Origin of the sequence: Streptomyces sp. NPDC050263, assembly GCF_040655955.1 — a bacterium.
In the GTDB taxonomy this organism is placed as follows: domain Bacteria; phylum Actinomycetota; class Actinomycetes; order Streptomycetales; family Streptomycetaceae; genus Streptomyces.
In genome coordinates, this window is the sequence record NZ_JBFAKW010000061.1 from 1 (window position 1) to 24,340 (window position 24,340).

At 72.9% G+C, this 24,340-nt stretch carries 22 protein-coding genes and 2 pseudogenes; 13 read left to right on the forward strand and 11 right to left on the reverse strand.

All coding sequences use genetic code 11. The annotated features are described in order from the left end of the window. The 3 genes and pseudogenes from AB0J04_RS25505 to AB0J04_RS25515 all read left to right on the forward strand — a co-directional run. A pseudogene (locus AB0J04_RS25505) lies at positions 1 to 265 on the forward strand (sugar ABC transporter ATP-binding protein); the annotation flags it as partial. Between the two features lies 1 nt (position 266). Beyond that, positions 267 to 767 (forward strand): annotated as a pseudogene (locus AB0J04_RS25510) (2-keto-myo-inositol dehydratase); the annotation flags it as partial. Positions 768 to 1,217: 450 nt separating this feature from the next. Then, positions 1,218 to 1,403, forward strand: coding sequence for a hypothetical protein (locus AB0J04_RS25515; RefSeq protein ID WP_363170863.1), 186 nt, complete (start codon positions 1,218 to 1,220; stop codon positions 1,401 to 1,403). 58 nt (positions 1,404 to 1,461) lie between these two features. On the opposite strand, the gene AB0J04_RS25520 is transcribed toward AB0J04_RS25515, so the two are convergent. The 3 genes from AB0J04_RS25520 to AB0J04_RS25530 all read right to left on the reverse strand — a co-directional run bounded on the left by AB0J04_RS25520 (position 1,462) and on the right by AB0J04_RS25530 (position 4,655). Then, a complete protein-coding gene (locus AB0J04_RS25520) occupies positions 1,462 to 2,466 on the reverse strand; it encodes a Gfo/Idh/MocA family oxidoreductase (protein ID WP_363170864.1) in 1,005 nt (334 codons plus the stop codon). A gap of 203 nt (positions 2,467 to 2,669) precedes the next feature. Then, positions 2,670 to 3,446 (reverse strand): SDR family oxidoreductase, encoded by a 777-nt coding sequence (locus tag AB0J04_RS25525; RefSeq protein ID WP_363170865.1) that lies wholly within the window; start codon positions 3,444 to 3,446, stop codon positions 2,670 to 2,672. Between the two features lie 15 nt (positions 3,447 to 3,461). Further along, positions 3,462 to 4,655, reverse strand: a complete 1,194-nt coding sequence (locus tag AB0J04_RS25530) for a phytanoyl-CoA dioxygenase family protein (protein ID WP_363170904.1) — start codon at positions 4,653 to 4,655, stop codon at positions 3,462 to 3,464. Positions 4,656 to 4,790: 135 nt separating this feature from the next. Here AB0J04_RS25530 and AB0J04_RS25535 point away from each other — a divergent pair, with 135 nt between their 5' ends. After that, positions 4,791 to 5,825 carry a LacI family DNA-binding transcriptional regulator gene (locus tag AB0J04_RS25535; RefSeq protein ID WP_363170866.1) on the forward strand — a complete coding sequence of 345 codons (1,035 nt, stop codon included), beginning with the start codon at positions 4,791 to 4,793 and terminating at the stop codon, positions 5,823 to 5,825. A 52-nt stretch (positions 5,826 to 5,877) separates the two neighbouring features. Here AB0J04_RS25535 and AB0J04_RS25540 read toward each other — a convergent pair whose 3' ends face one another. Both AB0J04_RS25540 and AB0J04_RS25545 read right to left on the reverse strand, forming a co-directional pair. After that, on the reverse strand, positions 5,878 to 6,552 hold the full coding sequence (locus AB0J04_RS25540) for a hypothetical protein (RefSeq protein ID WP_363170867.1): 675 nt from the start codon (positions 6,550 to 6,552) through the stop codon (positions 5,878 to 5,880). A gap of 147 nt (positions 6,553 to 6,699) precedes the next feature. Continuing rightward, positions 6,700 to 7,893, reverse strand: a complete 1,194-nt coding sequence (locus tag AB0J04_RS25545; protein ID WP_363170868.1) for a Gfo/Idh/MocA family oxidoreductase — start codon at positions 7,891 to 7,893, stop codon at positions 6,700 to 6,702. 126 nt (positions 7,894 to 8,019) lie between these two features. Here AB0J04_RS25545 and AB0J04_RS25550 point away from each other — a divergent pair, with 126 nt between their 5' ends. From AB0J04_RS25550 to AB0J04_RS25590, 9 genes are all read left to right on the forward strand, one after another. Then, positions 8,020 to 9,024 (forward strand): LacI family DNA-binding transcriptional regulator, encoded by a 1,005-nt coding sequence (locus tag AB0J04_RS25550; protein WP_363170869.1) that lies wholly within the window; start codon positions 8,020 to 8,022, stop codon positions 9,022 to 9,024. A gap of 68 nt (positions 9,025 to 9,092) precedes the next feature. Beyond that, the gene (locus AB0J04_RS25555) at positions 9,093 to 9,620 is read left to right on the forward strand and encodes a hypothetical protein (protein ID WP_363170870.1); all 528 of its coding nucleotides are present in this window, start codon (positions 9,093 to 9,095) and stop codon (positions 9,618 to 9,620) included. A 105-nt stretch (positions 9,621 to 9,725) separates the two neighbouring features. After that, a complete protein-coding gene (locus AB0J04_RS25560; protein WP_363170871.1) occupies positions 9,726 to 10,376 on the forward strand; it encodes a GntR family transcriptional regulator in 651 nt (216 codons plus the stop codon). 50 nt (positions 10,377 to 10,426) lie between these two features. Beyond that, complete coding sequence (locus tag AB0J04_RS25565; RefSeq protein WP_363170872.1) at positions 10,427 to 11,191, forward strand: PIG-L deacetylase family protein; 765 nt, start codon at positions 10,427 to 10,429, stop codon at positions 11,189 to 11,191. Further along, a complete protein-coding gene (locus AB0J04_RS25570) occupies positions 11,188 to 11,892 on the forward strand; it encodes a 4-carboxy-4-hydroxy-2-oxoadipate aldolase/oxaloacetate decarboxylase (protein ID WP_363170873.1) in 705 nt (234 codons plus the stop codon). Before AB0J04_RS25565 ends, AB0J04_RS25570 begins: the two co-directional genes overlap by 4 nt. A 50-nt stretch (positions 11,893 to 11,942) precedes the next feature. Beyond that, positions 11,943 to 13,019: a 4-oxalomesaconate tautomerase gene (locus tag AB0J04_RS25575; protein WP_363170905.1), complete on the forward strand. Its 1,077-nt coding sequence runs from the start codon at positions 11,943 to 11,945 to the stop codon at positions 13,017 to 13,019. Then, positions 13,016 to 13,966: a VOC family protein gene (locus AB0J04_RS25580; RefSeq protein WP_363170874.1), complete on the forward strand. Its 951-nt coding sequence runs from the start codon at positions 13,016 to 13,018 to the stop codon at positions 13,964 to 13,966. The genes AB0J04_RS25575 and AB0J04_RS25580 overlap by 4 nt, the downstream gene beginning before the upstream one ends. 42 nt (positions 13,967 to 14,008) lie before the next feature. Beyond that, positions 14,009 to 14,263, forward strand: coding sequence for a hypothetical protein (locus AB0J04_RS25585; protein ID WP_363170875.1), 255 nt, complete (start codon positions 14,009 to 14,011; stop codon positions 14,261 to 14,263). Positions 14,264 to 14,511: 248 nt separating this feature from the next. Beyond that, on the forward strand, positions 14,512 to 15,300 hold the full coding sequence (locus tag AB0J04_RS25590; RefSeq protein ID WP_363170876.1) for an alpha/beta hydrolase: 789 nt from the start codon (positions 14,512 to 14,514) through the stop codon (positions 15,298 to 15,300). A 90-nt stretch (positions 15,301 to 15,390) separates the two neighbouring features. On the opposite strand, the gene AB0J04_RS25595 is transcribed toward AB0J04_RS25590, so the two are convergent. The 6 genes from AB0J04_RS25595 to AB0J04_RS25620 all read right to left on the reverse strand — a co-directional run bounded on the left by AB0J04_RS25595 (position 15,391) and on the right by AB0J04_RS25620 (position 24,320). Further along, positions 15,391 to 16,332, reverse strand: a complete 942-nt coding sequence (locus AB0J04_RS25595) for an alpha/beta hydrolase (protein WP_363170877.1) — start codon at positions 16,330 to 16,332, stop codon at positions 15,391 to 15,393. A 116-nt stretch (positions 16,333 to 16,448) separates the two neighbouring features. Beyond that, positions 16,449 to 17,519 carry a class I SAM-dependent methyltransferase gene (locus tag AB0J04_RS25600; RefSeq protein WP_363170878.1) on the reverse strand — a complete coding sequence of 357 codons (1,071 nt, stop codon included), beginning with the start codon at positions 17,517 to 17,519 and terminating at the stop codon, positions 16,449 to 16,451. Next, entirely contained in the window at positions 17,516 to 18,718 is a 1,203-nt protein-coding gene (locus AB0J04_RS25605; RefSeq protein ID WP_363170879.1) for a glycosyltransferase, read from the reverse strand. The genes AB0J04_RS25600 and AB0J04_RS25605 overlap by 4 nt, the downstream gene beginning before the upstream one ends. Further along, positions 18,715 to 19,530, reverse strand: coding sequence for an alpha/beta hydrolase (locus AB0J04_RS25610; RefSeq protein WP_363170880.1), 816 nt, complete (start codon positions 19,528 to 19,530; stop codon positions 18,715 to 18,717). The genes AB0J04_RS25605 and AB0J04_RS25610 overlap by 4 nt, the downstream gene beginning before the upstream one ends. A gap of 3 nt (positions 19,531 to 19,533) precedes the next feature. Beyond that, positions 19,534 to 19,791: an acyl carrier protein gene (locus AB0J04_RS25615; RefSeq protein ID WP_358808058.1), complete on the reverse strand. Its 258-nt coding sequence runs from the start codon at positions 19,789 to 19,791 to the stop codon at positions 19,534 to 19,536. Between the two features lie 86 nt (positions 19,792 to 19,877). Then, on the reverse strand, positions 19,878 to 24,320 hold the full coding sequence (locus AB0J04_RS25620) for a beta-ketoacyl synthase N-terminal-like domain-containing protein (RefSeq protein WP_363170881.1): 4,443 nt from the start codon (positions 24,318 to 24,320) through the stop codon (positions 19,878 to 19,880). Positions 24,321 to 24,340: the final 20 nt, after the last annotated feature.

Consider the following 24,340-nt stretch of genomic DNA (forward strand, 5'->3'; position numbering starts at 1 on the left):
CGGCGTCATCTTCATCACCCACAACCCCCACCACGCCTACATGGTCGGCGACCACTTCAGCGTCCTGCGCCTGGGCACCATGGAACTCACCGCCGCCCGCAGCGAGGTCAGCCTCGAAGAGCTCACCAACCACATGGCCGGAGGCACCGAACTCGCCGCCCTCAAGCACGAGTTGGCCCAGGTGCGAGGCGTGGACGTCGAGGAGCTCCCGGAGGAGAAGGACCTCACCGCCCCCGTGGCGACCCCCGCAGAGGGGACGCCCTGACCTGACGAACGCGCTCGACCGCATCCGCGTCGGCTCGGCCCCCGACTCCCGGGGCGTGCGGTTCCCCGACGATCCCGGACAGGTGCCCTGAAAACGGTTCCTGGACGAGGTCGCCGAGGCCGGGTACTCCTGGATCGAACTCGGCCCCTACGGCTATCGGCCGACCGACCCGGCCCGCCTCACCGACGAAGTGGGCAGGCGAACCTGAAGGTGTCCGCGGGCACGGTCTTCACCGGCCTGCACCGCGGCCCCTCCGCTGGGAGGCCGCCTGGGCCACGAGGTGAAGGAGGCGTACGGCCTGGACCCCGTCGTCCATCCGCACGCCGACACCCACATCGGCACCGAGGAGCACGTCGAGCGCTTCCTGGACTCCACCGACACCGAACTGGTCGACCTCTGCCTGGACGTCGGTCATTACGCCTACTGCGGCGGCGACAGCGTCCAGCGGATCGAGACCCACGATGAACGCATCGGCTGCCTCCACCTCGAGCAGGCCGACCCGGGGTGCCTCGACGTGCTGGTCCAGCCGGGCGCGCAGTTCTACTACTGCAACACCAACCTGATCCTGCTCGGCCTGGTCATCGGGGACCTGCGGGTCTGGGCGCGCACCGTGGCCACGGGCGCACTTCCCGACGACGACCGGATGATCAGCCCCGCCGTCCGGCAGCAGCGGCTGATCACACCGCCCACCACTGTCCCGGGCGCCGGATACGGGCTCGGCGTCTTCAAGGTGCAGGACTCTATCCGCCGTCCGCGCGGACCACGCTCGTCGTCGTGCTGAACACCGACATCAACTACAAGCAAGAACGAGGAGCCCAGCACCCTGTTCGGCGACGCGATCACGACGATCGTCTCCCCGGACCACATCTTCGACCTGCCGGCGGAACCGGCGGCGAGGTGAGGACGTTCAAGAGAAGAGTAGGTGTGCGGAGCAGCGGACGGGGAGGGTGAGATGCAGGAAGAAGAGCAGGAGCAGGAGCAGGCCGGCGGCGCGGCGGCCGAGCGCAGGGCCCGGTTCGGGGCGTTGCCCGAGCGGGTGCGCATCGAGGACATGGTGGAGGAGCGGCCCGCCGCCCCGAGAGACCCGGCGCGCGACGCCTACGACCCGAACGAGTTCGTGGTGCGCTACGGGCTGTGAAGTCGGAGGTGGGCGGCCGGGGATCCTCCGGTGAGGCCCCGGCAGCCCTTCCGCGGGCTCAGGAGGCCCGTACCTCCGCGATCGTCACCGGGCGGTGCTCGTGCAGGGACAGCGTGCAGGCGTCCGCGATCCAGCCCGCCTCCAACGCGTCCTCGATCGTGCAGGGCGAGGTGCGGGTGCCGGCCACGACCTCGGTGAACGCGGTGAGTTCGGCGCGGTAGGCGGCCGTGAAGCGGTCCATGAAGAAGTCGTGCGGGGTGCCCGCGGGGAAGGTGACGCCGGGCTCCACCGAGCGCAGCGGCAGCTTGTCCTCCAGGCCCACGGCGATCGAGTCCGTGAAGCCGTGGATCTCCATCCGGACGTCGTAACCCCGCGCGTTGTGGCGGGAGTTGGAGACCACCGCGATGGTGCCGTCGTCGAGGGTCAGGATCGCGCCGGTGGTGTCGGCGTCGCCCGCCTCCTTGATGTACTCGGCGCCCCGGTTGCCGCCGACCGCGTACACCTCGGTCACCTCGCGGCCCGTCACCCAGCGGATGATGTCGAAGTCGTGCACGGAACAGTCCCGGAAGATGCCCCCGGAGGCGGCGATGTACGCGGCCGGCGGCGGGGCCGGGTCCAGTGTGGTCGAGCGGACCGTGTGCAGCTTGCCCAGCTCGCCCGCCTGCACGGCCGCCCGGGCGGCGACGAAGCCGGCGTCGAAGCGGCGGTTGTAGCCGATCTGGATGGGCACGGCGCTGCCCTGGACGGCCTTGAGGACCTCGACGCCCTCGGCCATCGTCCTGGCGACGGGCTTCTCGCAGAACACGGGGATGCCGGCCTCGACGCCGGCCAGGATCAACGCGGGGTGCGCGTCGGTCGCGGCGGCTACGACGATGCCGTCCACGCCGGCGGCCAGCAGGGCCTCGGGCGAGTCGACGACCTCGGCTCCGAACCGCTCGGCGGCGGCCTTGGCCGCTTCGGCGAACGGGTCGGTCACGACGAGGGAGTCGACGATGTCGAGTCCGGAGAGGGTCTCGGCGTGGAAGGCGCCGATGCGGCCGAGGCCGAGGATTCCGATGCGCATGCGCTCCGCTGCTTTCCTGTGTTGTGGTTGCTGTCTGTTGCCGGGGCTCCGCCCCGGACCCCGTCGCCCTTCGGGCTCGTCCTCAAACGCCGGACGGGCTCGAAAGGAGATCCCGTCCTCAAACGCCGGACGGGCTCGAAAGAAGACCTCGTCCTCAAACGCCGGACGGGCTCGAAAGGAGATCCCGTCCGAAAGAAGACGGTTCAGTCCAGGCCGCCGAGGACGTTCTGGTCCCAGTCGATCACTGATCCGGTGACCACGCCCGAGCGGTCGGACAGGAGGAAGACCACGAAGTCGGCGATCTCGTCCGGCTGGCCGAGTTTGCCCATGGGGAGTTTCGCGGCGGCCTGCTCGCGCCAGTCGTCGCCGGCGCCGTGGAACGTCTTCTGTGTCGCGTCCTCGCCCTCGGTGGCCGTCCAGCCGATGTTGAGGCCGTTGATCCGGACCCGGTCGAAGCGGTGGGCGTGCGCCGCGTTGCGGGTCAGGCCGACCAGGCCCGCCTTGGCGGCGACGTACGGCGCCAGGAACGGCTGGCCGCCGTGCGCCGAGGTGGTGATGATGTTGACGATCGTGCCGGGCGCCTCGCGGGCCAGCATGTCGGCGACCGCCGCCTGCATCGCGAAGAACGGCGCCTTGAGGTTGATCGCGATGTGCTGGTCGAACAGCTCCGGGGTGGTGTCCAGGAGCGTGCCCCGGGAGGTCAGCCCCGCCGAGTTGACCAGGCAGTCGACCCGGCCGTACGCGGCCGCCGTCTCGGCCACCGCCGCCTTCGCCTGCGCGGCGTCCGTCAGGTCGGCCCGGACGAAGAGCGCCGTGCCGCCGTCGGCGGTCAGCTCCTTCACCAGCGCCTCGCCCGGCTCCGGCCGCCGCCCGGTGACGGCGACGCGGGCGCCCTCGCGCACCGCGGCCCGCGCGATGGCCGCGCCGACCCCCTGGCTGCCGCCGTTGACGAGGACGACCTTGTCGTGGAGAAGTCCCATGTACGGAAGATCCTTTCAGCTGATGCGCCGCTCGGCGCCGGCCCGCAGTTCGTCCCGGAGTGTCTGCGGGGTCCACTCCTCGTGCAGCGCCCGCCGTACGACGTCCGCCTGCGAGGGCGGGGCCATGCCGTCCACCGGCGGGTCGCTGTCGAGGTTGGTGGGGAAGGGGTAGCCCTCGGCGCTCGCGGCGATGACGCGCTCCAGCCACTCCTCGCCCACGCCCTCCGCCCGGCGCTTCAGCAGCACGGGGAAGACCGCGTTCGCCACCGCCTCCCGGTCCACGGTCTCCATCGCGCGCCCGAAGGCCGAGGACACCTGGAGCAGGTTCGCCGTCCGGCGCAGGTCGGTCGTGCGGTTGGTGCCGGCGGCGTGGAAGACCGCCGGGTTGAAGAAGGCCGCGTCGCCCTTGGCGAGCGGCAGTTGGACGCGGTGCTCGTCGAAGTACGCCTGGAACTCCGGCAGCCGCCACGCCAGATAGCCGGGCTCGTAGGTCTGCGAGTACGGCAGGTACAGCGTCGGGCCCGACTCCACCGGCATGTCGCAGTGCGCGACCGCGCCCTGGAGCGTCAGCACGGGGGAGAGGCGGTGCACATGCGCCGGGTAGGCGGCGGCCACCTCGTTCGAGAGGAAGCCGAGGTGGTAGTCGCGGTGCGGGCTCTGCGCCGCGCCGCCCGGGTTGACCACGTTGACCTGCGAGGTCACCTGGTAGCCGGGGCCCAGCCAGGCCCGCGAGACCAGGGCGAGGATGTCGTTGGCGTAGTACTCGGCGAACGCCTCCGGGTCGTACAGGGCGGCCTTCTCCAGGGCGTTCCAGACGCGGTCGTTGGCGCCGGGCTTCGCGAAGTGGTCGCCGGCGGTCGTACCCGAGGCGTGCTGCTCGGCGATCAGCGCGTCGAAGGCGGCGGTGAGCCGGTCGACGACCGCCGGGTCCGGGAAGGCGCCCCGGAAGACGACGATCCCGGGACCGTCGGCGAGGGCCCGCACCAGTTCGGCGCGCAGCTCACGGCCGGCCGGCTCACGGCCCGTTCCGGAGGGGTCCGCGGCGGTGCGCAGACGCTCGCTGTCGTAGACGAGGACGTTCCCCTCCACCGTCGTGGCGTGCGGGAAGTCGGCGAGGTCGGTCGTGCGCTCGACGAGCGAGCGGAACACGTCGAGGTCGCAGTCCTGCTCGGTCACCCAGGCATGACCGTGCGCGGAGGGGAAGGACATCGGCGTCCCTTCGATGACTTCGAGGACAAGGCGGCTCTGCCCTGCCATTCTTGTCATGACAAACCCGTCGAACAACCGGCAGGCAGCCGTCAAAAACCCTTCAAAGAGCCTTCCCCGACCTCCTAGGAGCCTTCCGTGGGCCACCCCTTCCCCCTCCGTGAGATCGCACGTCAGGCCGGTCTGAGCGAGGCCACCGTCGACCGGGTGCTCAACGGCAGGGGAGGGGTGCGCGAGTCCACCGCGCAGGAGGTGCGGCGGGCCATCGCCGATCTGGACCGGCAGCGCACCCAGGTCAGACTCGTCGGCCGCACCTTCATGATCGACATAGTGATGCAGGCGCCGGAACGGTTCACCACCGCCGTCCGGTCCGCCCTGGAGGCCGAGCTGCCGTCCCTGCACCCGGCCGTGCTGCGCTCCCGGTTCCACTTCCGGGAGACCGGACCGGCCCCGGAGCTGATCGCGACCTTGGACCGGATAGCCCGGCGCGGCTCCCAGGGGGTGATCCTCAAGGCGCCGGACCTCCCCGAGGTCACCGCCGCCGTCGGCCGGCTGACGGCCGCCGGCATCCCCGTGGTCACCCTGGTCACGGACCTGCCCGCCAGCGCCCGCCTCGCCTATGTCGGCATCGACGACCGGGCCGCCGGAGCCACCGCCGCCTACCTCATGGGTCAGTGGCTCGGCGACCGCCCCGGGAATGTGCTCACCAGCCTGAGCAGCGGGTTCTTCCGCAACGAGGAGGAGCGCGAGATGGGCTTCCGCAGCGCGATGCGGGCCCGCCATCCCGACCGCGCGCTCGTCGAGATCGCCGAGGGGCAGGGCCTGGACGCCACCCAGTACGACCTCGTCCGGGCCGCGCTGGAACGGGATCCGGAGATCCGGGCCGTCTACTCCATCGGCGGCGGCAACATCGCGACCCTGCGCGCCTTCGCCGACCTCGGCCGCGAGTGCGCCGTGTTCGTCGCGCACGACCTCGACCACGACAACACCCGGCTGCTGCACGAGCACCGGCTGTCCGTCGTCCTCCACCACGACCTGCGCCATGACGTGCGCGAGGCCTGCCACACCGTGATGCGCGCCCACGGGGCGCTGCCCCCGGCGGGGCCCAGGCTGCCGTCGGCGATCCAGGTGGTCACCCCGTACAACATGCCGCCCCAGGCGACGGCCGGCTGACGCGGGCCGCCCCTGGGGTGCGGGTACTGCCGAAGGCGCTGATCAGCGCTTCTCAGCGCTGGAGTGCCGGTGCGGAGGCCGCCGTCGCCCGGTCGGCGCGGGCCGCGCCGCGGTACGTCGAGACGCCCACGGCCAGCAGCCAGTAGCTGAGGACCGCCCCCATCAGCGCCGTCGTGCCCCAGCCGTTCGCCGCGTAGAAGAACGCGGGGTCGTTGCCGAAGAACAGCGACGGCACGAAGGCCAGGTTGATCGCGGCCAGGACGTACGCCGAGCGGGCGGTCCAGCGCGGCAGCATCCGGGTGCGCGAGACGGCGTACCCGAAGGCGGTCAGGAACAGCGCCAGCATCAGGCGGGAGATCGACCCGTACAGGATGTAGGTGCCGCTGACGTCGATCGTCGGGTCGATCGGGTGGTCGACGTCGATCACCGCGCCGGCCTCCAGGCCCATCGAGACCAGGGTGACGATCGCGTAGACGAGGCCGGTGGAGAAGGCGAGCGAGCCGACCCACTCATGGGCCGGGCCGACCCGCTTCACCAGCTCCCGGAACGCCGTCACGAACACCACCACCGACGCCAGCGCGACGATCCCGATGAGCAGCCGGGACAGGACGTTGGCGTCCGGGGGCGGGCCCGCGTACACGAAGTACAGCGGTACCTGGACGATGAGCGCGAGTGCGGCGACGACGGCGGCGAGACCGGTCAGGCGCCGGGCTACGACTTCGGACATGGGTGTCCCCCGAGTTCTCGGTACGGCGGATGCGGATTCGGTGTCGGCGTGGCATGTCCGTGCGTGCCGACCCTTGAAGCCTGCCGTCTTCGGGGCGCGCGGTCCCTGGGCCTGGGAACCGGAACGGGGGTGGTCCTACCGTCACCCCTACGGGTGCACGTCCACCCAGGAACGGCTCTGTGCGGACCGGGACATGGCCTCCAGCACGGTCGCGCTGTGCACCGCGTCCGCGAGCGTCGCCCCGTGCGGGGTGTTCTCGGCGATCGAGCGCAGGAACCGGTACGCCTCGACGACCTTGAGGTCGTCGTAGCCCATGGCGTTCGCCGCGCCCGGCTGGAAGGCGCCGAACTCGCCGTCGCCCGGGCCGACGTACACCGTGCTGACGGGCTGGTCCTGGTACGTCGTGCCGCGGCTGACGCCGAGTTCGTTCATCCGCCGGAAGTCCCAGAAGACCGCGCCCTTGGTGCCGTGCACCTCGAAGCCGTAGTTGTTCTGCTCGCCGACCGAGACCCGGCAGGCCTCCAGCACGCCCCGCGCGCCGGAGGCGAAGCGCAGCAGACAGTTGACGTAGTCCTCGTTCTCGACCGGGCCGAGCTCGCCGCCGGCGGCGCGGCTGTGGCCCGCGGTCGCCCCCGTCGGGCGGGCCCGCTCGGGGACGAAGACCGCCGTGTCGGCCGTCAGGGACGCGATGTCGCCGAGCAGGAAGCGGGCCAGGTCGGCGCCGTGCGAGGCCAGGTCGCCGAGCACTCCGCTGCCGCCCCGCTCGCGCTCGTAACGCCAGGTCAGGGCGCCGTCCGGGTGGGCCGCGTAGTCGCTGAAGAGGCGGATGCGAACGTGGGTGACCGTGCCGAGCTCGCCGGAGGCGATCAGCTCGCGGGCCGTCTCGACGGCGGGCGCGTTGCGGTAGTTGAAGCCGACCGCGCCCTGGACGCCGGCCTTGGCCACCGCGTCCGCGACCGCCCGGGCGTCCTCGGGAGCGAGGCCGACCGGCTTCTCGATCCAGATGTGCTTGCCGGCCTCGGCCATCGCGACGCCGATCTCGCGGTGCAGGAAGTTCGGCGCGGTGATGCTGACCGCCCGCACCCGCGGATCGGCGGCGACCTCGCGCCAGTCCCGGGTGGTGGAGGCGAAGCCGAACTGGTCCGCGGCCTCCTCGGCCCGGCCGGGCACATCCTCGGCGACGGTCACGAGCCGGGGGCGCAGGGCGAGCTGCGGATAGTGGTGCCGGACGCGGGCGTACGCCTGCGAGTGCACCCGCCCCATCCAACCGAACCCCACGACGGCGACCCCGAGGGAATCCACCGCGTCCATCGCGTCCACCGAATCCATCGACTCGACCATGACTGACAGCCCCTCTTTGGACCGGTCCATTTCCTGTCCAGGCCACCCTGCGGGCGGTTTCCCGAGGATGTCAAGGCTTCCCGGTGCCCTTTGACAACCCCGGGCTCGCATGGAACGGTCCATACCATGAGACCGCCGACCATCCGCGACGTGGCCGACCGGGCCGGAGTGTCCAAGTCGCTGGTCTCCCTCGTACTGCGCGGCTCCGACCAGGTGCGCGCCGAGAAGCGGGAGGCCGTCCTGCGCGCCGTGCGCGAGCTGGGCTACCGGCCCAACGCGGCGGCGCGCAGCCTCAGCGAGCAGCGCACCCGCACGATCGGCGTCCTGCTCCACGACCTGCGCAACCCTTGGTACGTCGACCTCCTGGACGGTCTCAACTCCCTGCTGCACGCGAGCGGCCTGCACATGCTGCTCGCCGACGCCCGGCTGAACCGGCACGTCGGCCAGGACCCGGCCGGGCCCTTCCTGGACCTGGGGGCGGACGGGCTGGTCGTGGTCGGCACCCTGCCCGACCCGGCGGCCCTGGAGGCGGTCGCGGCCCGGATGCCGGTGGTGGTCGCCGGAGCCCGGGAGCCGGTGCCGGCCGGGGTGGACCTGGTCGCCAACGACGACGAGCAGGGCGCCCGCCTGGTCACCGAGCACCTCGTCGGACTCGGTCACCGCCGCATCGCCCACCTCGCGGGGTACGGCGCCGTGGCCGACCTGCGTCGGCGCGGCTTCGAGGCCACGATGCGTGCTTTCGGACCGGCCGACGGGGCGCCGGTCGAGGCGGGGGACATGACCGAGGAGGGCGGCTACCGGGCGACGGTGCGGCTGCTGGCCCGCGCCGACCGGCCCACGGCCGTGTTCGCCGTCAACGACATGACCGCGGTGGGGGTGCTGTCGGCGGCCGAGGAACTGGGCCTGCGGGTGCCGCGCGACCTGTCCGTGGTCGGCTACGACAACACCAGCATCTCCCGGCTGCGCCATCTGTGGCTCACGACCGTCGACGGGGCCGGTCGCGAGGTCGGCCGCCGAGCCGCCCGTTGCCTCCTCGACCGTCTCGAACGGCCCGGGGGAGCGGGGCGGGTGCACCTGGCGGCCCCGACCCTCGAGGTCCGAGGGACGACGGGACCGCCTCCCACGGTCTGAGCGCGTACCTCGTCCGCTGGTGCTCGTCCGCCTGGCGAGCCGCCCGGGGCCGGGTGATCGTGGAGCGCATGGCGGATGACACCGCGGCGGTGGACGAATCGCACCCGCACCAGCCGCACGCGCACGACACCCGTGAGGCTCTGCTCTTCGGCGGTGTCTACGGCGCGGTCCTGGCGAGCTCGATGGTCGCCGCCCTCAGCCAGTACGGGCACGCCTCGCGAGGCAGCCGTCGCTACGACGCCGTCTGGCTGCTGGTGACCGCCCTCGCCTCCGCGCTCGCGCACGGCTACGCCCACTACATCGCCGAGCGCGCCCCGCACCGCCGTGGGGACGCGTGGCGCACCCTCGCGCTGGAGTGGCCGCTGGTCGCGGCCGTGCTGCCCACCGTCGCGGTGCTCGCGGGCGCGGGCTGGGGGTGGTGGCCGGCGAACGGGGTGGAGTACCCGGCGTTCGCGTTGAACGTCTGCCTGCTGTTCACCCTGGGCCTGGTCACAGCCCGCTGGGCGCACCGGCCGTGGCCGGTCGCGATACTGATCGGTGCGGTGGACGCGCTGCTCGGCGTGATCGTGGTCGTCGCGAACGCCGTCATCAAGTAACGCGGTCATTCATCAAGTCATGCTCCGCATACCTCAGACAAAATTGTTGACAATCTTGTTTGGCTGGATTTAGGTTCGACACGCACCCACTCAGGGAGGGCACCCATGCCGAAAGAAGCCCGTCCGAGCACCGGGGAGCAGGCCAAGCAGCACGCGCTCGCGCAGCTGCGGCAGGCGATCCTGCACGGCGAGATGGCGCAGGCGCAGCGGCTGGTGGAGCAGGAGCTCGCCGAGCAGTTCGGTGTGACACGGGCCAGTATCCGCGCGGCGCTGATCGATCTGGAGTCCCAGGGACTCGTCGAGCGGATCCGCAACCGAGGCTCGCGGGTGCGGGTGGTGACCGTGGACGAAGCGGTCGCCATCACCGAGTGCCGGATGGTCCTCGAAGGGCTGTGCGCGGCGAAGGCCGCCGTGCTGGCCGACGACGACCAGTTGATCGAGCTGACCGATCTCGGCACGGCCATGACCAAGGCCGTCGCCGACGGCGAGCCGGTCACCTACTCCGACCTCAACCATGAACTGCACGTCCGCATCCGGGAGTTCTCCGGCCAGCGGACCGCGCAGGAACTGCTGGAGCGGCTGAACGCCCAACTGGTCCGCCACCGCTTCCAGTTGGCGCTGAGGCCGGGTCGGCCACAGCAATCCCTGAACGAGCACCTGACCATGATCGAAGCGATCCGGGCCAGAGACCCGCAGGCGGCCGATCGGGCCGCCCGCGCCCACCTCACCAGCGTGATCGAGGCGCTGCGCGACTGATCACGGCTGCGCGGGGCGGGCGGCCCACCTGCCACCAAGGAGATCCGAGAATGACCCAGGCCGACGCGCCCGCCTCCGCACCCCGATCGACGGCACGATCGACCCTCGTCGTCACCGCGCACGCCGGGGACTTCGTGTGGCGGGCAGGCGGCGCCATCGCCCTGGCCGCCGCCCGCGGGGAGCAGGTCACCGTCGCCTGTCTGACCTTCGGCGAGCGAGGCGAGTCCGCCAAGGCGTGGCGCGAGGGCAAGAAGCTCGACGAGATCAAGGCGATACGCCGGGACGAGGCCGAGCGCGCCGCCGCCGCCCTGGGCGCGGAGGTCCGCTTCTTCGACGCCGGCGACTACCCGCTCGTGGCCGGCGCCGAGCTGACCGACCGACTCGTCGCCGTGTACCGGGACACCCAGCCGGACGTCGTCCTGACCCACCCCACCGAGGACCCGTACAACGGCGACCACCCGGCCGCCAACCGGATGGCGCTGGAGGCCCGCATCCTCGCCCAGGCCATCGGCTACCCGGGCGAGGGCGAGATCATCGGCGCGCCGCCGGTCTTCTACTTCGAGCCGCACCAGCCGGAGATGAGCGGCTTCAGGCCCGAGGTGCTGCTCGACATCACCGAGGTGTGGGACACCAAGCGCAAGGCCATGGAGTGCCTGGGCGCACAGCAGCACCTGTGGGCCTACTACACCGACCTCGCCGTCCGCCGGGGCGTCCAGCTCAAGCGGAACGCCGGTCCGAACCTGGGACTTGCGCACACCACCATGGCCGAGGCGTACATGCGGCCGTTCCCGCAGATCGCGCAGGAGCTGGCATGAGCGGGGTCATCGTCACCGACCCGCCGAAGGCGGCGGCCGAGGACGTCGACGCGCTGGCCGGTTTCGCAGTGGCCACGGTGAGCGAGGCGATGGGCCGAACCGGGCTGCTGGGACCGGGCGTTCGCCCCGTCCAGCAGGGCGTACGGGTCGCCGGAACCGCCGTGACCGTGCTCAGCTGGCCCGGCGACAACCTCATGATCCACGCCGCCGTGGAGCAGTGCGGCGAGGGCGACATCCTCGTCGTCACCACCACCTCCCCGTCCACCGACGGCATGTTCGGCGAGCTGTTCGCCACCGCGCTCCGGCGGCGCGGAGTGCGCGGCGTCGTCACCAACGCGGGGATCCGGGACACGCAGGAGCTGCGCGACATGGGCTTCGCGGCCTGGGCCCGGGCCGTCTCCTCGCAGGGCACGGTGAAGGCCACCGGCGGTTCGGTCAACGTGCCGATCGCCATCGACGGTCAGGTCATCCGCCCCGGTGACGTGATCCTCGCCGACGACGACGGCGTCGTGGTCGTCCCGCGCGAGCGCGCCCGTGCCACGGTCGAAGCCGCCGAGGCCCGCGAGGCCAAGGAGGCCCGCACCCGCGCCGCCTTCCTCGACGGCGAACTCGGCCTGGACCGCTACGGGTTGCGGGAGACCCTCGAACGGCTCGGCGTGGAGTACCGGACGTACGACGAGTACGCGGGGGAGTCCTCGTGACCTCCGTGCCCGAGGAGGCGCCCGGTTTCGAGGAGGTGCCCTGTCTGCTGATGCGGGGCGGCACCTCCAAGGGCGCCTACTTCCTCGCCGCCGACCTCCCCGCCGAACCCGCCCTGCGCGACGCGCTGTTGCTGCGTGTGATGGGCAGCCCGGACCCGCGTCAGATCGACGGCCTCGGCGGCGCGCACCCGCTGACCAGCAAGGTGGCGGTGATCTCGCCCTCGGCCGATCCGCGCGCCGACGTCGACTATCTGTTCCTCCAAGTCGCCGTCGACCGACTGGAGGTGAGTGATCGTCAGAACTGCGGCAACATCCTCGCGGGCGTCGGCCCGTTCGCCGTCGAGCGCGGACTCGTCGCCCCTGGACAGCGGGAGACCGCCGTCCGCGTCCGCATGGTCAACTCCGGCGACTGCGCGACGGCGACCTTCCCGACCCCGGGCGGTCGCGTCGACTACTCCGGCGGCGCCGAGATCTCGGGCGTGCCGGGGGCGGCCGCGCCCGTGGTGATCGAGTTCCCGCCGGGCGCTAGTCCGCTGCTGCCCACCGGCAACGTCCGGGACGAGATCGAGGGCGTCGCGGTGACCTGTGTGGACAACGGGATGCCGACGGTGCTGATCGCCGCCTCCGCCCTCGGGGTCACCGGCTACGAGTCGCCCCGGGACCTGGAGGAGGACGTGTCCCTCGCCGCCCGGCTGCGCGCGATCCGCCTGGCGGCGGGCCGGCTGATGGGCCTCGGCGACGTCTCGGACACCACCGTCCCCAAGCTCACCCTGCTCGCCCCGCCCCGGCTCGGCGGCGCGGTCACCACCCGCACCTTCATCCCCGTGCACTGCCACCCCTCCATCGGTGTCCTCGGTGCCGCCGGCGTTGCCGCGGGCCTGCGGATCGAAGGCGGTGTGGGCACGGAGATCGCGGAGCTCAAGCCCGAAAGCGACCGAATCCGCATAGAACATCCCACCGGATTCCTGGACATCGAAAGCAGTCTCGGCACCACCCCCGACGGCCTGCCCTCGGCCCGCCGCACCGCCGTGGTCCGCACGGCCCGCAAGATCTTCGACGGCACGGTCTTCCCCCGCTCCGCCGAGACGGCTCCCAGCCCCCCGCACCCCCTTGGAGATCGACGATGACTCCGCCGCTCGGCGACATCGCCCACATCGGCCACGCCCAGCTCTTCACCCCGGACCTGGAGGCCAGCGTCGCCTTCTTCACGGACTGCCTCGGGCTCACCGTCAACGGGGAGGACGGCGACACCGTCTACCTGCGGACCTTCGACGACTACGAGCACCACAGCCTCGTGCTCACCGCCCGTGAACAGCCCGGCCTCGGCCGGCTCGCCCTGCGCGCCGCCGGTGAGGAGGCCCTCCGGCGCCGGGTCGAGGCGGTCGAGGAGGCGGGCGGCGCCGGCCACTGGGTCGAGGACGAACCCGGCCTCGGCAAGCTCTACGTCACCACCGACCCGGACGGCCACGAGCACGCCCTGTACTGGGAGAGCGAGCACTACCGGGCGCCGGACGAGCTGAAGCCCGCGCTGAAGAACCAGCCGCAGGCCAAGCCCAACCGGGGCGTGGGGGTGCGGCGTCTGGACCACATCAACTTCCTCGCCGCCGACGTGCTCGCCAACTCCGAGTTCCAGCAGCACGTCCTCGGCGCCCGGCCCACCGAGCAGATCCGGCTCGACACCGGGAGGATCGCGGCGCGCTGGCTGACGTACACGAACAAGTCGTACGACGTCGTCTACACCTCGGACCGGACCGGCAGCGCCGGCCGGCTGCACCACATCGCCTTCGCGACCGACACCCGCGAGGACATCCTGCGGGCGGCCGACCTCGCCATCGACAGCGGGGTGTTCATCGAGACGGGTCCGCACAAGCACGCCATCCAGCAGACGTTCTTCCTGTACGTCTACGAGCCCGGCGGCAACCGCATCGAGCTGTGCAACCCGCTCACGCGTCTCGTCCTGGCCCCCGACTGGCCGCTCGTCACCTGGACCGAGGAGGAGCGCAAGAAGGGGCAGGCCTGGGGCCTGAAGACGATCGAGTCCTTCCACACGCACGGCACCCCGCCGGTGGCGTAGCCGGCCGGACGTAGCCGGCCGGATGGGCGCGGCGAACTGTTGATGAAGGGCCGCACCGACGAGGCCCGCGAGCCGACCGCCCGCTACGACGTCGAACTGCCCGCCGCGAAGTCCGCCAAGCAGGGCGCGGCCGACCGCTGGAACGCGCTCAAGAACCTGTTCCGCGACGGCGAGTGGACCCAGACCCTGCAGTACTGGCCGGCCTCCTTCGGCGGTCTCCTCCTGGTCTACGGCGTCGCCACCTGGCTGCCCACCCTGATGCGCAGTGCTGACGAGGAGCTGGTCGGCGTCCACTGAACCGGCCCACCGGGGGCGAGGGCGGACGCCGGCCCCGCACGGGGTGCGGGGCCGGCGTCCGGCGTTTCCCGGGGGCTGCGGGGAGTTCGTCGGCTGCGGGTCGGTGGGGGCTGGTCGCGCGGTTCCCCCGCGCCCCTGGGGGTTGCGGTCGCGGGTGTTGTCCGGCGCCCGGCGCTTTCAGGGGTTGCGGGCGTCGGGGTCGGGCTGCTCGGGGTGCGGTCGGGCTCGTCTCGCGGGACGCTCGTCCTATGAGTGAGCGTTGGGATGTGCGGCGGGCGGGGGCGACGGACGCCTCGCACCGGGTGCTGATGATTCCGGGGGCGCTGTGCACGACCGAGTTCTACGCGGACGTCATGGCGGAGCCGGCGCTGGCGGGCCTCGGGATGGTCGCGGCGACCCAGCCGGGGTTCGGGCGGACCGAGGCGCCCGTGAACGTCTCCATGGAGAGCTATGCCCACCTGATGGCGGACTTCGCCGCCGAGGCCCGCTGCGACGCCGTCGTCGGGCACAGCCTGGGCGCGAACGTGGCGCTCGAGATGGCCGCGCTGGGCCTGTTCAAGGGGCCGCTGGTGCTGCTGTCGCCGACCTTCTCGCGCGGTGACGAGGAGCGGTTCCTGACGGTCCTGAACAGCCTGGGCAGAGTGCCGGTGCTCGGCGCCGCGGCCTGGAAGGCCATGCTCACGCTGCTGCCCCGGGCCGTGAAACACGAACTGCCGCCGCATCGCGCAGAGGCGCTGGCGACGGTCATGGGCGGCCACGACCCGGCGGTCTGCCGCCAGATCGTGCGCGGTTACTACGCGTATCTGGACCGGTATCCGTCCCTGGTCCCGAGGCTGTGCGAGGCCGGCGTCCCCGCCTGGGTGGTGCGCGGCGACCGCGATGCCGTCGGCCTGACCGACGCCGAGCGGCGCGGCCTCGAAGCCTGCCCGGACGTCCGCCTGGTCACCGTGCCCGACGCGGGGCATCTCCTCCTCGTCGACCAGCCGGCCGCGGTCGCCGCGGTCATCGCGCAGGCGGCCACGGCGTCGGTGCGCTGAAAGCCACAGGTCGGCGCGATCTCACCGAGCGCGCCGAGAAGTCGGGAGGAGGGGGCCGGGGCGGCTTCCCGCTCTCCCGGTCCCTCGGGCTCAGGAGGTCGCGGTGGTCGCCTTCCTGATGTGACGGGCCATCAGGGCGTAGGTGGTGCGGGCCCGTTCGTCGTCCTTGGTGTCGTAGCCGTGGTCGGCTCCCTCGACCTCGTGGTGCTCGACGAGGGCGCCGGCCGTGCCGAGGCGCTCGGCGTACCGGGCCGCCTCGTTCCGGAGCAGGTCGTACTCGGCGGTGATCACCAGCGCCGGGGCGATGCCCCTGAGATCGGCGGTGTCCGCGACGCCCGCGGGCGAGACGAGCCGGTGGGCGCGCTCGCGGGCGTCGGGCACGTAGGCGGTGTCGAAGATCTCCCCCATCCACGGCCGCAGCATGGGCTTGGCGACGGCCGCCTTCTTGGCCTTCGCGCCGGTGGCAAGGTCCAGCGGCGGGTAGTGCAACACCTGGAGCGCCATCGTGGGGCCGCCCTGCTCCAGCGACTGCCGGGCCACGGCCGCGGTGAGTCCGCCGCCGGCGCTCTGCCCGCCCACGGTGAGCCGTCCGCCGTCCCAGCCGTGCTCCGCGCCGTGCTCGGCCACCCAGCGCACGACGTCGTGGGCCTGCGTGGTCGGCGCCGGGAACGGGTGCTGCGGGGCGACGACGTACTTGACGTTGACGACGACCACGCCCGCCTCGACGGCGAGGAACCGGCACAGCGCGTCGTCCACCGCCGGCATCGACATGACGTAGCCGCCGCCGTGGAAGTTGACGTGCACGGGCGGACGCGTCGCCGTCCCGGTCGGCGGCGCGTACACCGTGACCGGGGCCGGGGCGACGGAGGTCGGCACCGTCAACTCGCTGACATCGCGCGGGTATTCGGGGAAGCGGGCCTGCCAGGCGGCCGGTGAGCCAGGGCCGCCGGAGCGTCGGCTCGCGAGCTCCGTGAGGCTCTGCATCGTCTTCGCTGCGAGGGCGGCCACGGCCGGTCGGGCCAGGATGGACATACGCGTTCCGTTCGTCGAGCCGTACCGTCGATCGCCAGGATTCCTGATGATGGGAACGGGGCGAACGTTGCCTGCCGCGGCACTAGCACGGCGCGACCCGGATCCGCACCCGCGCGTCACTCGCGCCGGGCCACGATCCGGTACGCGTTGGACACGCCCAGCCGGTGCGACAGCGGCCGTGCCGCGAACCGGTCGAGCAGGGTGCCCACGATCAGCGCCGGAATCCCGGCGAGCAGCACCGCCCCGCGCACCGCGCGGCGCAGCGCGTTCGGCGGCTCCGCCAGCCAGGGCGCGTCCTCGCGCGGCGCCGCGTGGTCCAGCGCCAGCCAGACGGCGGCCAGCAGGTCGACCGGGTCGTGCGGTTCGGCGTGCTGCTCCGCGACCACGGTGAAGCCCAGGCCGAAGAGCCGTTCGCGCAGGTTGGCCACCGGGACGAAGTGCAGGTGCTGCGGCTGGAGCCACGGCAGCCACCAGCGGCCCAGGAGCCGGGCGTAGCGGCTCTCGGGGTCCGGCACCTCGATGAGGAGATGCCCGCCGGGCCGTACCGTGCCGCGTGCCGCGCGCAGTTCCCGGTCGGGGTCGGTGCTGTGCTCCAGGTAGTGGAACATGCTCACCACGTCGTAACGGGCGGCCAGTTCGGGCGCGAGGTCGGGGAAGCTGCCCCGGTAGCCGTGCGCCACCCGGCCCTCCCGCTCGGCGAGTTCGACGCCGTCGGTGAAGTCGAGGCCGTCGAACGTCGTGTCGGGCAGCACCTCCTGGGCGGCCGCGCAGAAGTGACCGTGCCCGGTGCCGACGTCCAGCCAGGCCTTCGGGGCCGAGTCGTGCGGCAGCATCGACTCGGCCCGCCCCCGGTACATCCTCGTGCGGCCCCCGAAGGTGTCGCCGAGCTTCTTCTCGCCCAGCCCGTCGTAGAAGTCCCGGTAGTAGAACTCCAGGCCCTTTGCGCTCAGCCGAGGGTTCTGGAAGGTGTGCCCGCAGCCCCCGCAGCGGTCCAGGACGAACCGGCCCGGTTTGTGCTGGAGCAGGTCGGTGGTGCGCAGCCGGGTGGTCAGCTCCGTCGATCCGCACCAGGGGCAGGTCGTGCGCCGGGGCTCGAAGAGGCGGTCCGGGCCGGCGGCGATGTCGGCCTGGTAGGCGGGGCGCAGCTCGGCGATCCGCTCGGCGGACTTGGTCTCGTCGTCGCTCATCTGAACTCCCTGACCAGTTCGTCGAGTTGGGCTGCCGCGGCGGACGCGCCGCCCGCGGCGCGGAACGCCTTGCGGATCCGGTCGGCCGCGGCGCGGTATCCGGGGTCGTCCAGGACGGCGTCGATCGCCGCGCCCACCTGCCGTGCGCCGGCCCGGCCGAACCGCACCCGCACCCCGGCCCCCGCCTCCGCGACCTGCCCGGCGACCACCGGCTGGTCGTCGCGAATGGGAGCCACCACGAGCGGCACTCCGTGCCACAGCGCCTCGCACACGCTGTTGTGCCCGGCATGGCAGACGACCGCCCCGACTCCCCTTTCCAACAGGGCGAGTTGCGGCACGGACGGCACGATCAACACGTCCTTGTCGTCCTTGTCGCCGTCGTGAGCCGGCTCCAGCGTGCCGCCGGGGTCGACGATCACCGCCTGCACCCGGTCCGCCCGTTCACGCAGGGCGCTTCGGCACACGTCGAGGAACCGGCCGCCGACGTCGGTGTTGGCCGTGCCCAGCGTGACCAGCACGGTCGCGCGACCGCTGGCACCGGGTGCGCGACCGTGGGCGTCGAGCCACTCCCAGGGAAAGCCGGGGGCGGCCGGGCGAGCGGTGATCGACGGCCCGACCCAGCAGACCCCTGCGCGGGAGTCGCCCGCCAACTCCGGTGTGCTGAAGGCGAGGACGAGATGCGGCGAGAAGCGGGGGTCGGCGGTGCCCGCCGGGTCCCCGACGGCGGCCCGCAGCCCGGCGAGCCGCCCGTCCAGCCACTCCCTGACCTTGGGCAGCCCGGCGAGGGGGTCGGTGAACTCGGCCGACGTGGTCGCCGAGGTGGCCCACGGCACCCCCAGCCGCTCCGCGACCAGCGCGCCCGCGAAGGCCTGCTGGTCGGCGACGACGACGTCCGGCCGGAACGCCTCGACGGCCGTCCGCACCCCCGGCGCCATCGCCTCGGCCAGCGGCAGCAGATACCACTCCCACAGGAACTTCAGCGCTTCCGGGCCGCGCAGTTCGGCGGGCCGCTCGCCCTGCGGCGCTCCGGCGCACGCGAAGACGGCCCCGGCCGCGGAGCCCGCCAGCCGCAGGACCAGCTCCGGGTCGGAGCACGCCCACGCCACCAGGTGTCCCCGCGCGGTGAGTTCGGCGGCGACGCCCACCGTCGGGTTGATGTGCCCGACCAACGGCGGTACGACGAACAGGAATCGGCTCACCCGGCCGCCTCCGCCGCGACCCGCCCGGCCTCGTCGACCAGGGTCAGGATGTGCCCGCCGACGGTCCCCGAGGCCTCCACCAGGATCGAGTGCTCGTGCCCCGGGATCACCACGGTCCGGCAGTCCGGCAGCACCGCCTCCAGCCAGGGCGCCAGCTCGGCCAGGTCGGAGTCGCCGCCGAACACGCCCAGCACCGGGCATCCCACCGAAGCGATCTGAGCCTCCGTCAGCACTCGGCTGGCAGGGATGTCCCGGCCGAGCGAGGTCTCGCGCACCAGACGGGCCGCCCCCTTGGCGAGGCGGGCGGTGTGGTGGCCGCGGTGGGCGGCGATCCAGTCGATGGTCTCGGACTCGCTGTGGGCGAGCTGCGTCACCACCCGGCTCAGGATGTCCTCCAGCTTCACCGCCCAGGCGGCGGTGGCCGGTTCGGACTCGATGAGGCTGACGCTCGCCGCCCGCTCCGGGTGCCGGGCCGCGTAGCCGAACGCGATCGTGCCGCCGTAGGAGTTGCCGACCAGGTGCACCGGACCGGTCACCGCCAGCCGGTCGAGCAGGGCGGCCAGGTCGTCGACGTTGTCGTCCAACGTGTAGCCCTCGGCGGGCCGTTCGCTGCGGCCGTGGCCGCGCAGGTCGTACATCACGACGTCGAGGCCGGCCGCCGCGAACGCGGGCGCGACGGTGAAGTAGTAGCTGGCCAGGCTGTCGGTGAGCAGACCGTGCACCAGCACCACGGTGGCGGTGGCCGGCCGGCCCTCCCGGGGGCCGAGCCGCTGTACGTGCAACCGGACCGCGCCGGTGTCGACCATCGCCATGACTCAGCTCGCCTCCGCGGCCTTCAGGCTCGTCACGACGTACTCGACGAGCCGTCCGACGGTCAGCTCGATGATCTCGTCGAACTCCATGCCGGCCAGGAACTCGGCGAAGTTGACCCGGTCGCCGTACCGTTCCTGGAGCAGACCGGCCAGGGTGACCAGGTCGATGCTCTCCAGCTCCAGATCGCGGTTGAAGGTCGTCCGCATGCCGATCTCGACGTCGTCGAGGCCGTACTCGTCCTCCAGGAGCCGCGCGAGCATGCCGGTGAGATCGGCGAGCACGGACTCCGGGTCGGCGGCGACCGGGGTGTCGGCGGCGGTGACGGGGATGGGGGGAGTGGGAGAGGTCATCGGGCGTCGTGCTCCTTCGCGGTCGGGTGTCCCGTCGTCCATGCCACTACGTAGGCGCGGTCCGGCAGCCGGGGCGGGTTGGCGGCCGGTGCGCAGTGCACGGGGTAGGCGCGTTCCAGGCGGCCCGATACCGTCAGCCGGTCGCCGGACGGTGTCGCGTCGAACACGGTGAAGTCCCGTGGCCGGCCGCCGAATCCGGTGCCCTCCGCCTTGGCGACGGCTTCCTTCGCCGTCCAGAAGCGGGTGAACCACAGGGCCTCGGAGTCGCCGGTCTCCGCCGACAGCCGGCGCAGCAGCCGCAGTTCGTCCGTGCCGAGGGCGACGGCGAGGGCCTCCGGGGTGCGGTCGGTGACCTCCTCGATGTCGATCCCCGGACCGGGGCCCGGCGTGTGCGGCCGGACGATCGCCGCTCCCGCCTCCGCGCAGTGGGCCAACGACACGTCCAGCGGCGGCAGTTCGCGGCCGTGCACGCCGGTGACGTACGGGCGGCCCGCCTCGTCGTTGCGCACCCGCAGCTCCGCCGGGAAGACCGGGCCCTCGCCCTGGTCCCACAGCCACTGCCGTACCGCGTCCTTGACCGCGATCCGGCCCAGCAACCACTGCCGGCGCCCGCGCGGCGCGTGCTGCGCGTACTCCGAACGCTCGGTCCCGCCGAGGGAGTTGCGCATGATCAGCTCACGGGAGGCCAGGTCCGGCCAGCGCTCGTGCAGCAGTTGCCAGCCGCCCGGCCGGGACTCGGACAGCGTGTTGCGGTCGGGAAAGCGCTCGACGGGCCGGGTCTTCGGGTCGTTGTCGAAACGGCGGTCCTGCCAGCCGGACAGCTCCGCCCACACCGCGCCCCCGACCGTGAGCTGGACGTCGGCCTCCAGGAACGTGTCGGTGAGCGAGGTGATCCGCACCAGGCAGCCCACCTCGGTCCCCGGCGCCGGATGCGGCCCGTGGAAGCGCATCTCCCGCATCCCGACCGGGAACACCACGGTCCGTTCCGTACGGGTCGCCATGATCCAGTAGCCGAGGATCTGGCCGACGTTGTCCAGCAGCGCCCCGGGCGCCGGCGGGGTGGTGATGACCCCGCGTACATGCCGGTCGCCGATCGCGGTGAGTTCCGTGACGCCCTGGAACGCCGGGCCGTGGAACATCCAGCGCTCGCTGTAGAGCTGGGCGGCGGTGTGGTCGGGGGCGCGTTCGGTCGCGGGGTCGGTGGTCCAGGGGGCGGAGGGCGGGGCGGGGTGCGCGGCGGCGAGCTCCACCGTGGCGCGGGCCCGCGGGCCGAAGGAGACGGCCAGCCGGTCGGGGCCCTCGGGGGTCGCCGTCACCGGCACGTCGACGGCCGGGGTCGCGGTGAGCCACTCCTCGAACCGGGCCCCGTGCACGGCGACCGGCACGGTGCCGGGGGCCGCCTCGCAGGCCGTGTCCACGATGAGTTGCACGATCGTCGTCGCCGGGACCACCGGCCACCGGTCGGCGACGTCGGGCCAGCCGACGCGCTGGGGGTAGAAGCAGTGGTCCATGAGGTACGGCATGGTGTCGGGGGAGACACGGACGGTGGCGCGGCGCGGGGCGAGCGGGGCGGGCGGGGCCGGGGCGTTCATCAGGGCCGCGGCCGTGTCCGCCGTCTCACGCAGCAGCGCGCTCAACTCGGCGGCGATCGGGGAGCGTTCGGTGAGGGCGTCGAGCGGTGAGGAGCTCCCAGTCGCGTTGCGAGGGCGCAGTCCGCTGCGGAGTTCGGCCAGCTTCTCCGGCGGGAGTGACACCAGCGCGCCGCCCAGATCCAGCCGCACGGGCGGACGTTGCGCCTTGGCATCGGTGGGGGAGGCCAGGGCCGGTGCCACCGCCGCTCCCGCCGTCCACAACGCGGTGGCCACCCGGCGGAGTTGGGCGAGGCCCGTGCGGTGGGGCGAGTTGGCGGCGACGACCAGGTGGTCACGGCCGCCGAGGGTGTCGCCCACGAGGGAGCCGAGCTGCCCGGGGCCGACCTGTACGTACACCCGGTGACCGGCCGCGTACAGCGCCTCGGTCAACTGCCGGAAGCGGACGGGTTCCAGCAGGTGCCGCACGAACAGCGCCCGGATCCCCGCCTCGTCCTCGGGGAACGGCGCGGCGGTCGTCCCCGACCAGAGAGGGGTGTGCGGCCGATGCAGCCGGAACCGGTGGGCGGCCTCCTCGATGGGGCCGAGATGGGGGCGCAGCATCGGGGTGTGGAAGCCGGACCGGAAGGGCAGCACCTGGCTGAGCACGCCCTGGGCGCGGAAGGCCCGCACGAAGTCCTCCACCGCCGCCTGCGGGCCGCACACCATCGACTGGCCGGGCGCGTTGTCATGGGAGAGGACGAGTCCGGCCGCGGTGCCGCCCTCGTCGCGCAGGGCGGCCAGGACACGCTCGGCGGAGGCTCCGATCGCGCCGAAGGCCAGCCCGGGGACCGTCACCGAGTCGGGGTCGAAGCCGGCCATGAACGCGTCGACCTCGTCCCCGGAGTACATTCCGGCCGCCGCCATCGCCGTCCACTCGCCCACGCTGTGCCCGGCGACCGCGTCCGGCACGATGCCGCTGCGGCGCAGCGCCGCGTCGAGGAGGCGGCCGACGGCGACGACGCCGAAGCCGTGGCGGCCGACATCGCCGGCCCGGCCCGTGTCGACCGGAAGGGCGGGCAGACCGAAGTGGGCTGCCACGTCGTCGACGTGAGGCGTGAAGTCGCCCTCCAGACCCGGGAAAAGGAACGCGAGGCCGCCCGGACCGGAGCCCAGCAGAGGGCTCGGCCGGAACCAGACGTCGCTGCGGCCGTGCCAGGCGCGCTGCCCCGCGACCGCGCGGCGGGCCAGGGCGAGCCGCTTGACGGTCGGGTCGACGATGCCGAGGCGGGCCGGGCCCGCGCCCGGGTGCGGGTGGGCGGCGTCGAGTCCTGCGGCCCGCACGGCGTCGTCGTCGGCGTCCAGGAGCGCGGCGAGGCGCGCGGGGGAGTCGGCGGCGAGCAGCAACACGCGCTCGGGTTCGGCGACTTCCAGGACCGGGCGCGTCGGTGTCGACACGACCGCGCGGGCGCCCCGCCTGCCCGGCGGCTCCTCCAGCACCACGTGCGCGTTGATCCCGCCGAACCCGAACGCGTTCACGGCGGCGCGGCGCACCGGCCGGCGTGCGCCGCTCTCCCAGTCGGCCGCCTTCTCCAGGGTGCGAAAGCGGGTGCGGGCCAGGGCGGGGTGCGGGTCGTCGCAGTGCAGCGTGGGGAGCAGTGTGCGGTGGTGGACCGCGAGGGCGGCCTTGACCAGGCCGGCGACCCCGGCGGCGGGCATGGTGTGCCCGATCATCGACTTGACCGACCCCAGGACGGCTTCACCGTCCCCGGGTCCGCCGAACACCGCGGCCAGCGTGGCCAGTTCGGCTCCGTCGCCCGCCGGGGTCGCGGTGCCGTGCGCCTCCAGCAGACCGACCGAGCCGGGCTCGGCGGGGTCGAGCCCGGCGGCCCGCCACGCCTGTCGCACGGCCTGCGCCTGACCGCCGGGGTCGGGGTTGACCAGCCCGGCCGCGCGGCCGTCGCTCGCCACGCCGGTGCCCCGGATCACGGCGTAGATCCGGTCGCCGTCGCGCTCGGCGTCGCCCAGCCGCTTGAGGGCGACGACGCCCGTCCCCTCGCCGATCAGGATCCCGTCGGCGTCCCGGTGGAAGGGCCGGATGCGCTGGCTGGGGGAGAGTGCGCGGAGCTGGGAGAAGACGCTCCACAGGGTGATGTCGTGGCAGTGGTGGACGCCCCCGGCGAGCATCAGGTCGCAGCGCCCGGAGGCGAGTTCGCCCACCGCCTGGTCCACGGCGACCAGCGACGAGGCGCAGGCCGCGTCCACGGTGTACGCCGGCCCCCGCAGGTCGAGCCGGTTGGCGACCCGGGAGGCGGCGAGGTTGGGCACCAGGCCGATCGCCGACTCGGGGCTGTCCGGACCGAGCCGTTCGGTGAACGCCGTGCGCACCCGGTCGAGTTGGTCACCGGTCAGGTCGGGCAGCAACTCGCCAAGGGTGCGCACGAGTTGGCCCGCGGTGCGGACCCGCTGGTCGAGTCGGACGAGACCGGGGGTGAGGTAGCCGCCCCGGCCGAGAACGACGCCGACCCGCCCCCGGTCGGGGAGGCGGTCCATGCCCCCGGCGTCCTCGACGGCGGCCGCGGCCACGTGCAGGGCGATGAGCTGGTCGGGCTCGGTCCCGGCCACCGAGTTCGGCATGATCCCGAACCGGGTGACCTCCACCTCCGCAAGTCCGTCCACGAACCCGCCCCGCCGCGCGTACACCCGGTCGGCGACGGCCGGTTCGGACGCGGTGCCGGGACGGTAGAACTCGGCGTCCCAGCGTCCGTCCGGCACTTCGCCGATCGCGTCCACGCCGTCGCGCAGGTTGCGCCAGTAGGCGTCCAGATCGGCGGCGCCCGGCAGCAGCACCGCCATCCCGACTATGGCCACCTGAGTTTGACGAACCGTCA

Bases quoted from the DNA above. Each gene is read 5' to 3' on its own strand.
- AB0J04_RS25515 (WP_363170863.1), top strand. From the start codon at position 1,218: ATGCAGGAAGAAGAGCAGGAGCAGGAGCAGGCCGGCGGCGCGGCGGCC.
- AB0J04_RS25520 (WP_363170864.1), bottom strand. From the start codon at position 2,466: ATGCGCATCGGAATCCTCGGCCTCGGCCGCATCGGCGCCTTCCACGCC.
- AB0J04_RS25525 (WP_363170865.1), bottom strand. From the start codon at position 3,446: ATGGGACTTCTCCACGACAAGGTCGTCCTCGTCAACGGCGGCAGCCAG.
- AB0J04_RS25530 (WP_363170904.1), bottom strand. From the start codon at position 4,655: ATGTCCTTCCCCTCCGCGCACGGTCATGCCTGGGTGACCGAGCAGGAC.
- AB0J04_RS25540 (WP_363170867.1), bottom strand. From the start codon at position 6,552: ATGTCCGAAGTCGTAGCCCGGCGCCTGACCGGTCTCGCCGCCGTCGTC.
- AB0J04_RS25545 (WP_363170868.1), bottom strand. From the start codon at position 7,893: ATGGTCGAGTCGATGGATTCGGTGGACGCGATGGACGCGGTGGATTCC.
- AB0J04_RS25550 (WP_363170869.1), top strand. From the start codon at position 8,020: ATGAGACCGCCGACCATCCGCGACGTGGCCGACCGGGCCGGAGTGTCC.
- AB0J04_RS25555 (WP_363170870.1), top strand. From the start codon at position 9,093: ATGGCGGATGACACCGCGGCGGTGGACGAATCGCACCCGCACCAGCCG.
- AB0J04_RS25560 (WP_363170871.1), top strand. From the start codon at position 9,726: ATGCCGAAAGAAGCCCGTCCGAGCACCGGGGAGCAGGCCAAGCAGCAC.
- AB0J04_RS25565 (WP_363170872.1), top strand. From the start codon at position 10,427: ATGACCCAGGCCGACGCGCCCGCCTCCGCACCCCGATCGACGGCACGA.
- AB0J04_RS25570 (WP_363170873.1), top strand. From the start codon at position 11,188: ATGAGCGGGGTCATCGTCACCGACCCGCCGAAGGCGGCGGCCGAGGAC.
- AB0J04_RS25575 (WP_363170905.1), top strand. From the start codon at position 11,943: ATGCGGGGCGGCACCTCCAAGGGCGCCTACTTCCTCGCCGCCGACCTC.
- AB0J04_RS25580 (WP_363170874.1), top strand. From the start codon at position 13,016: ATGACTCCGCCGCTCGGCGACATCGCCCACATCGGCCACGCCCAGCTC.
- AB0J04_RS25585 (WP_363170875.1), top strand. From the start codon at position 14,009: ATGAAGGGCCGCACCGACGAGGCCCGCGAGCCGACCGCCCGCTACGAC.
- AB0J04_RS25590 (WP_363170876.1), top strand. From the start codon at position 14,512: ATGAGTGAGCGTTGGGATGTGCGGCGGGCGGGGGCGACGGACGCCTCG.
- AB0J04_RS25595 (WP_363170877.1), bottom strand. From the start codon at position 16,332: ATGTCCATCCTGGCCCGACCGGCCGTGGCCGCCCTCGCAGCGAAGACG.
- AB0J04_RS25600 (WP_363170878.1), bottom strand. From the start codon at position 17,519: ATGAGCGACGACGAGACCAAGTCCGCCGAGCGGATCGCCGAGCTGCGC.
- AB0J04_RS25610 (WP_363170880.1), bottom strand. From the start codon at position 19,530: ATGGCGATGGTCGACACCGGCGCGGTCCGGTTGCACGTACAGCGGCTC.
- AB0J04_RS25615 (WP_358808058.1), bottom strand. From the start codon at position 19,791: ATGCTCGCGCGGCTCCTGGAGGACGAGTACGGCCTCGACGACGTCGAG.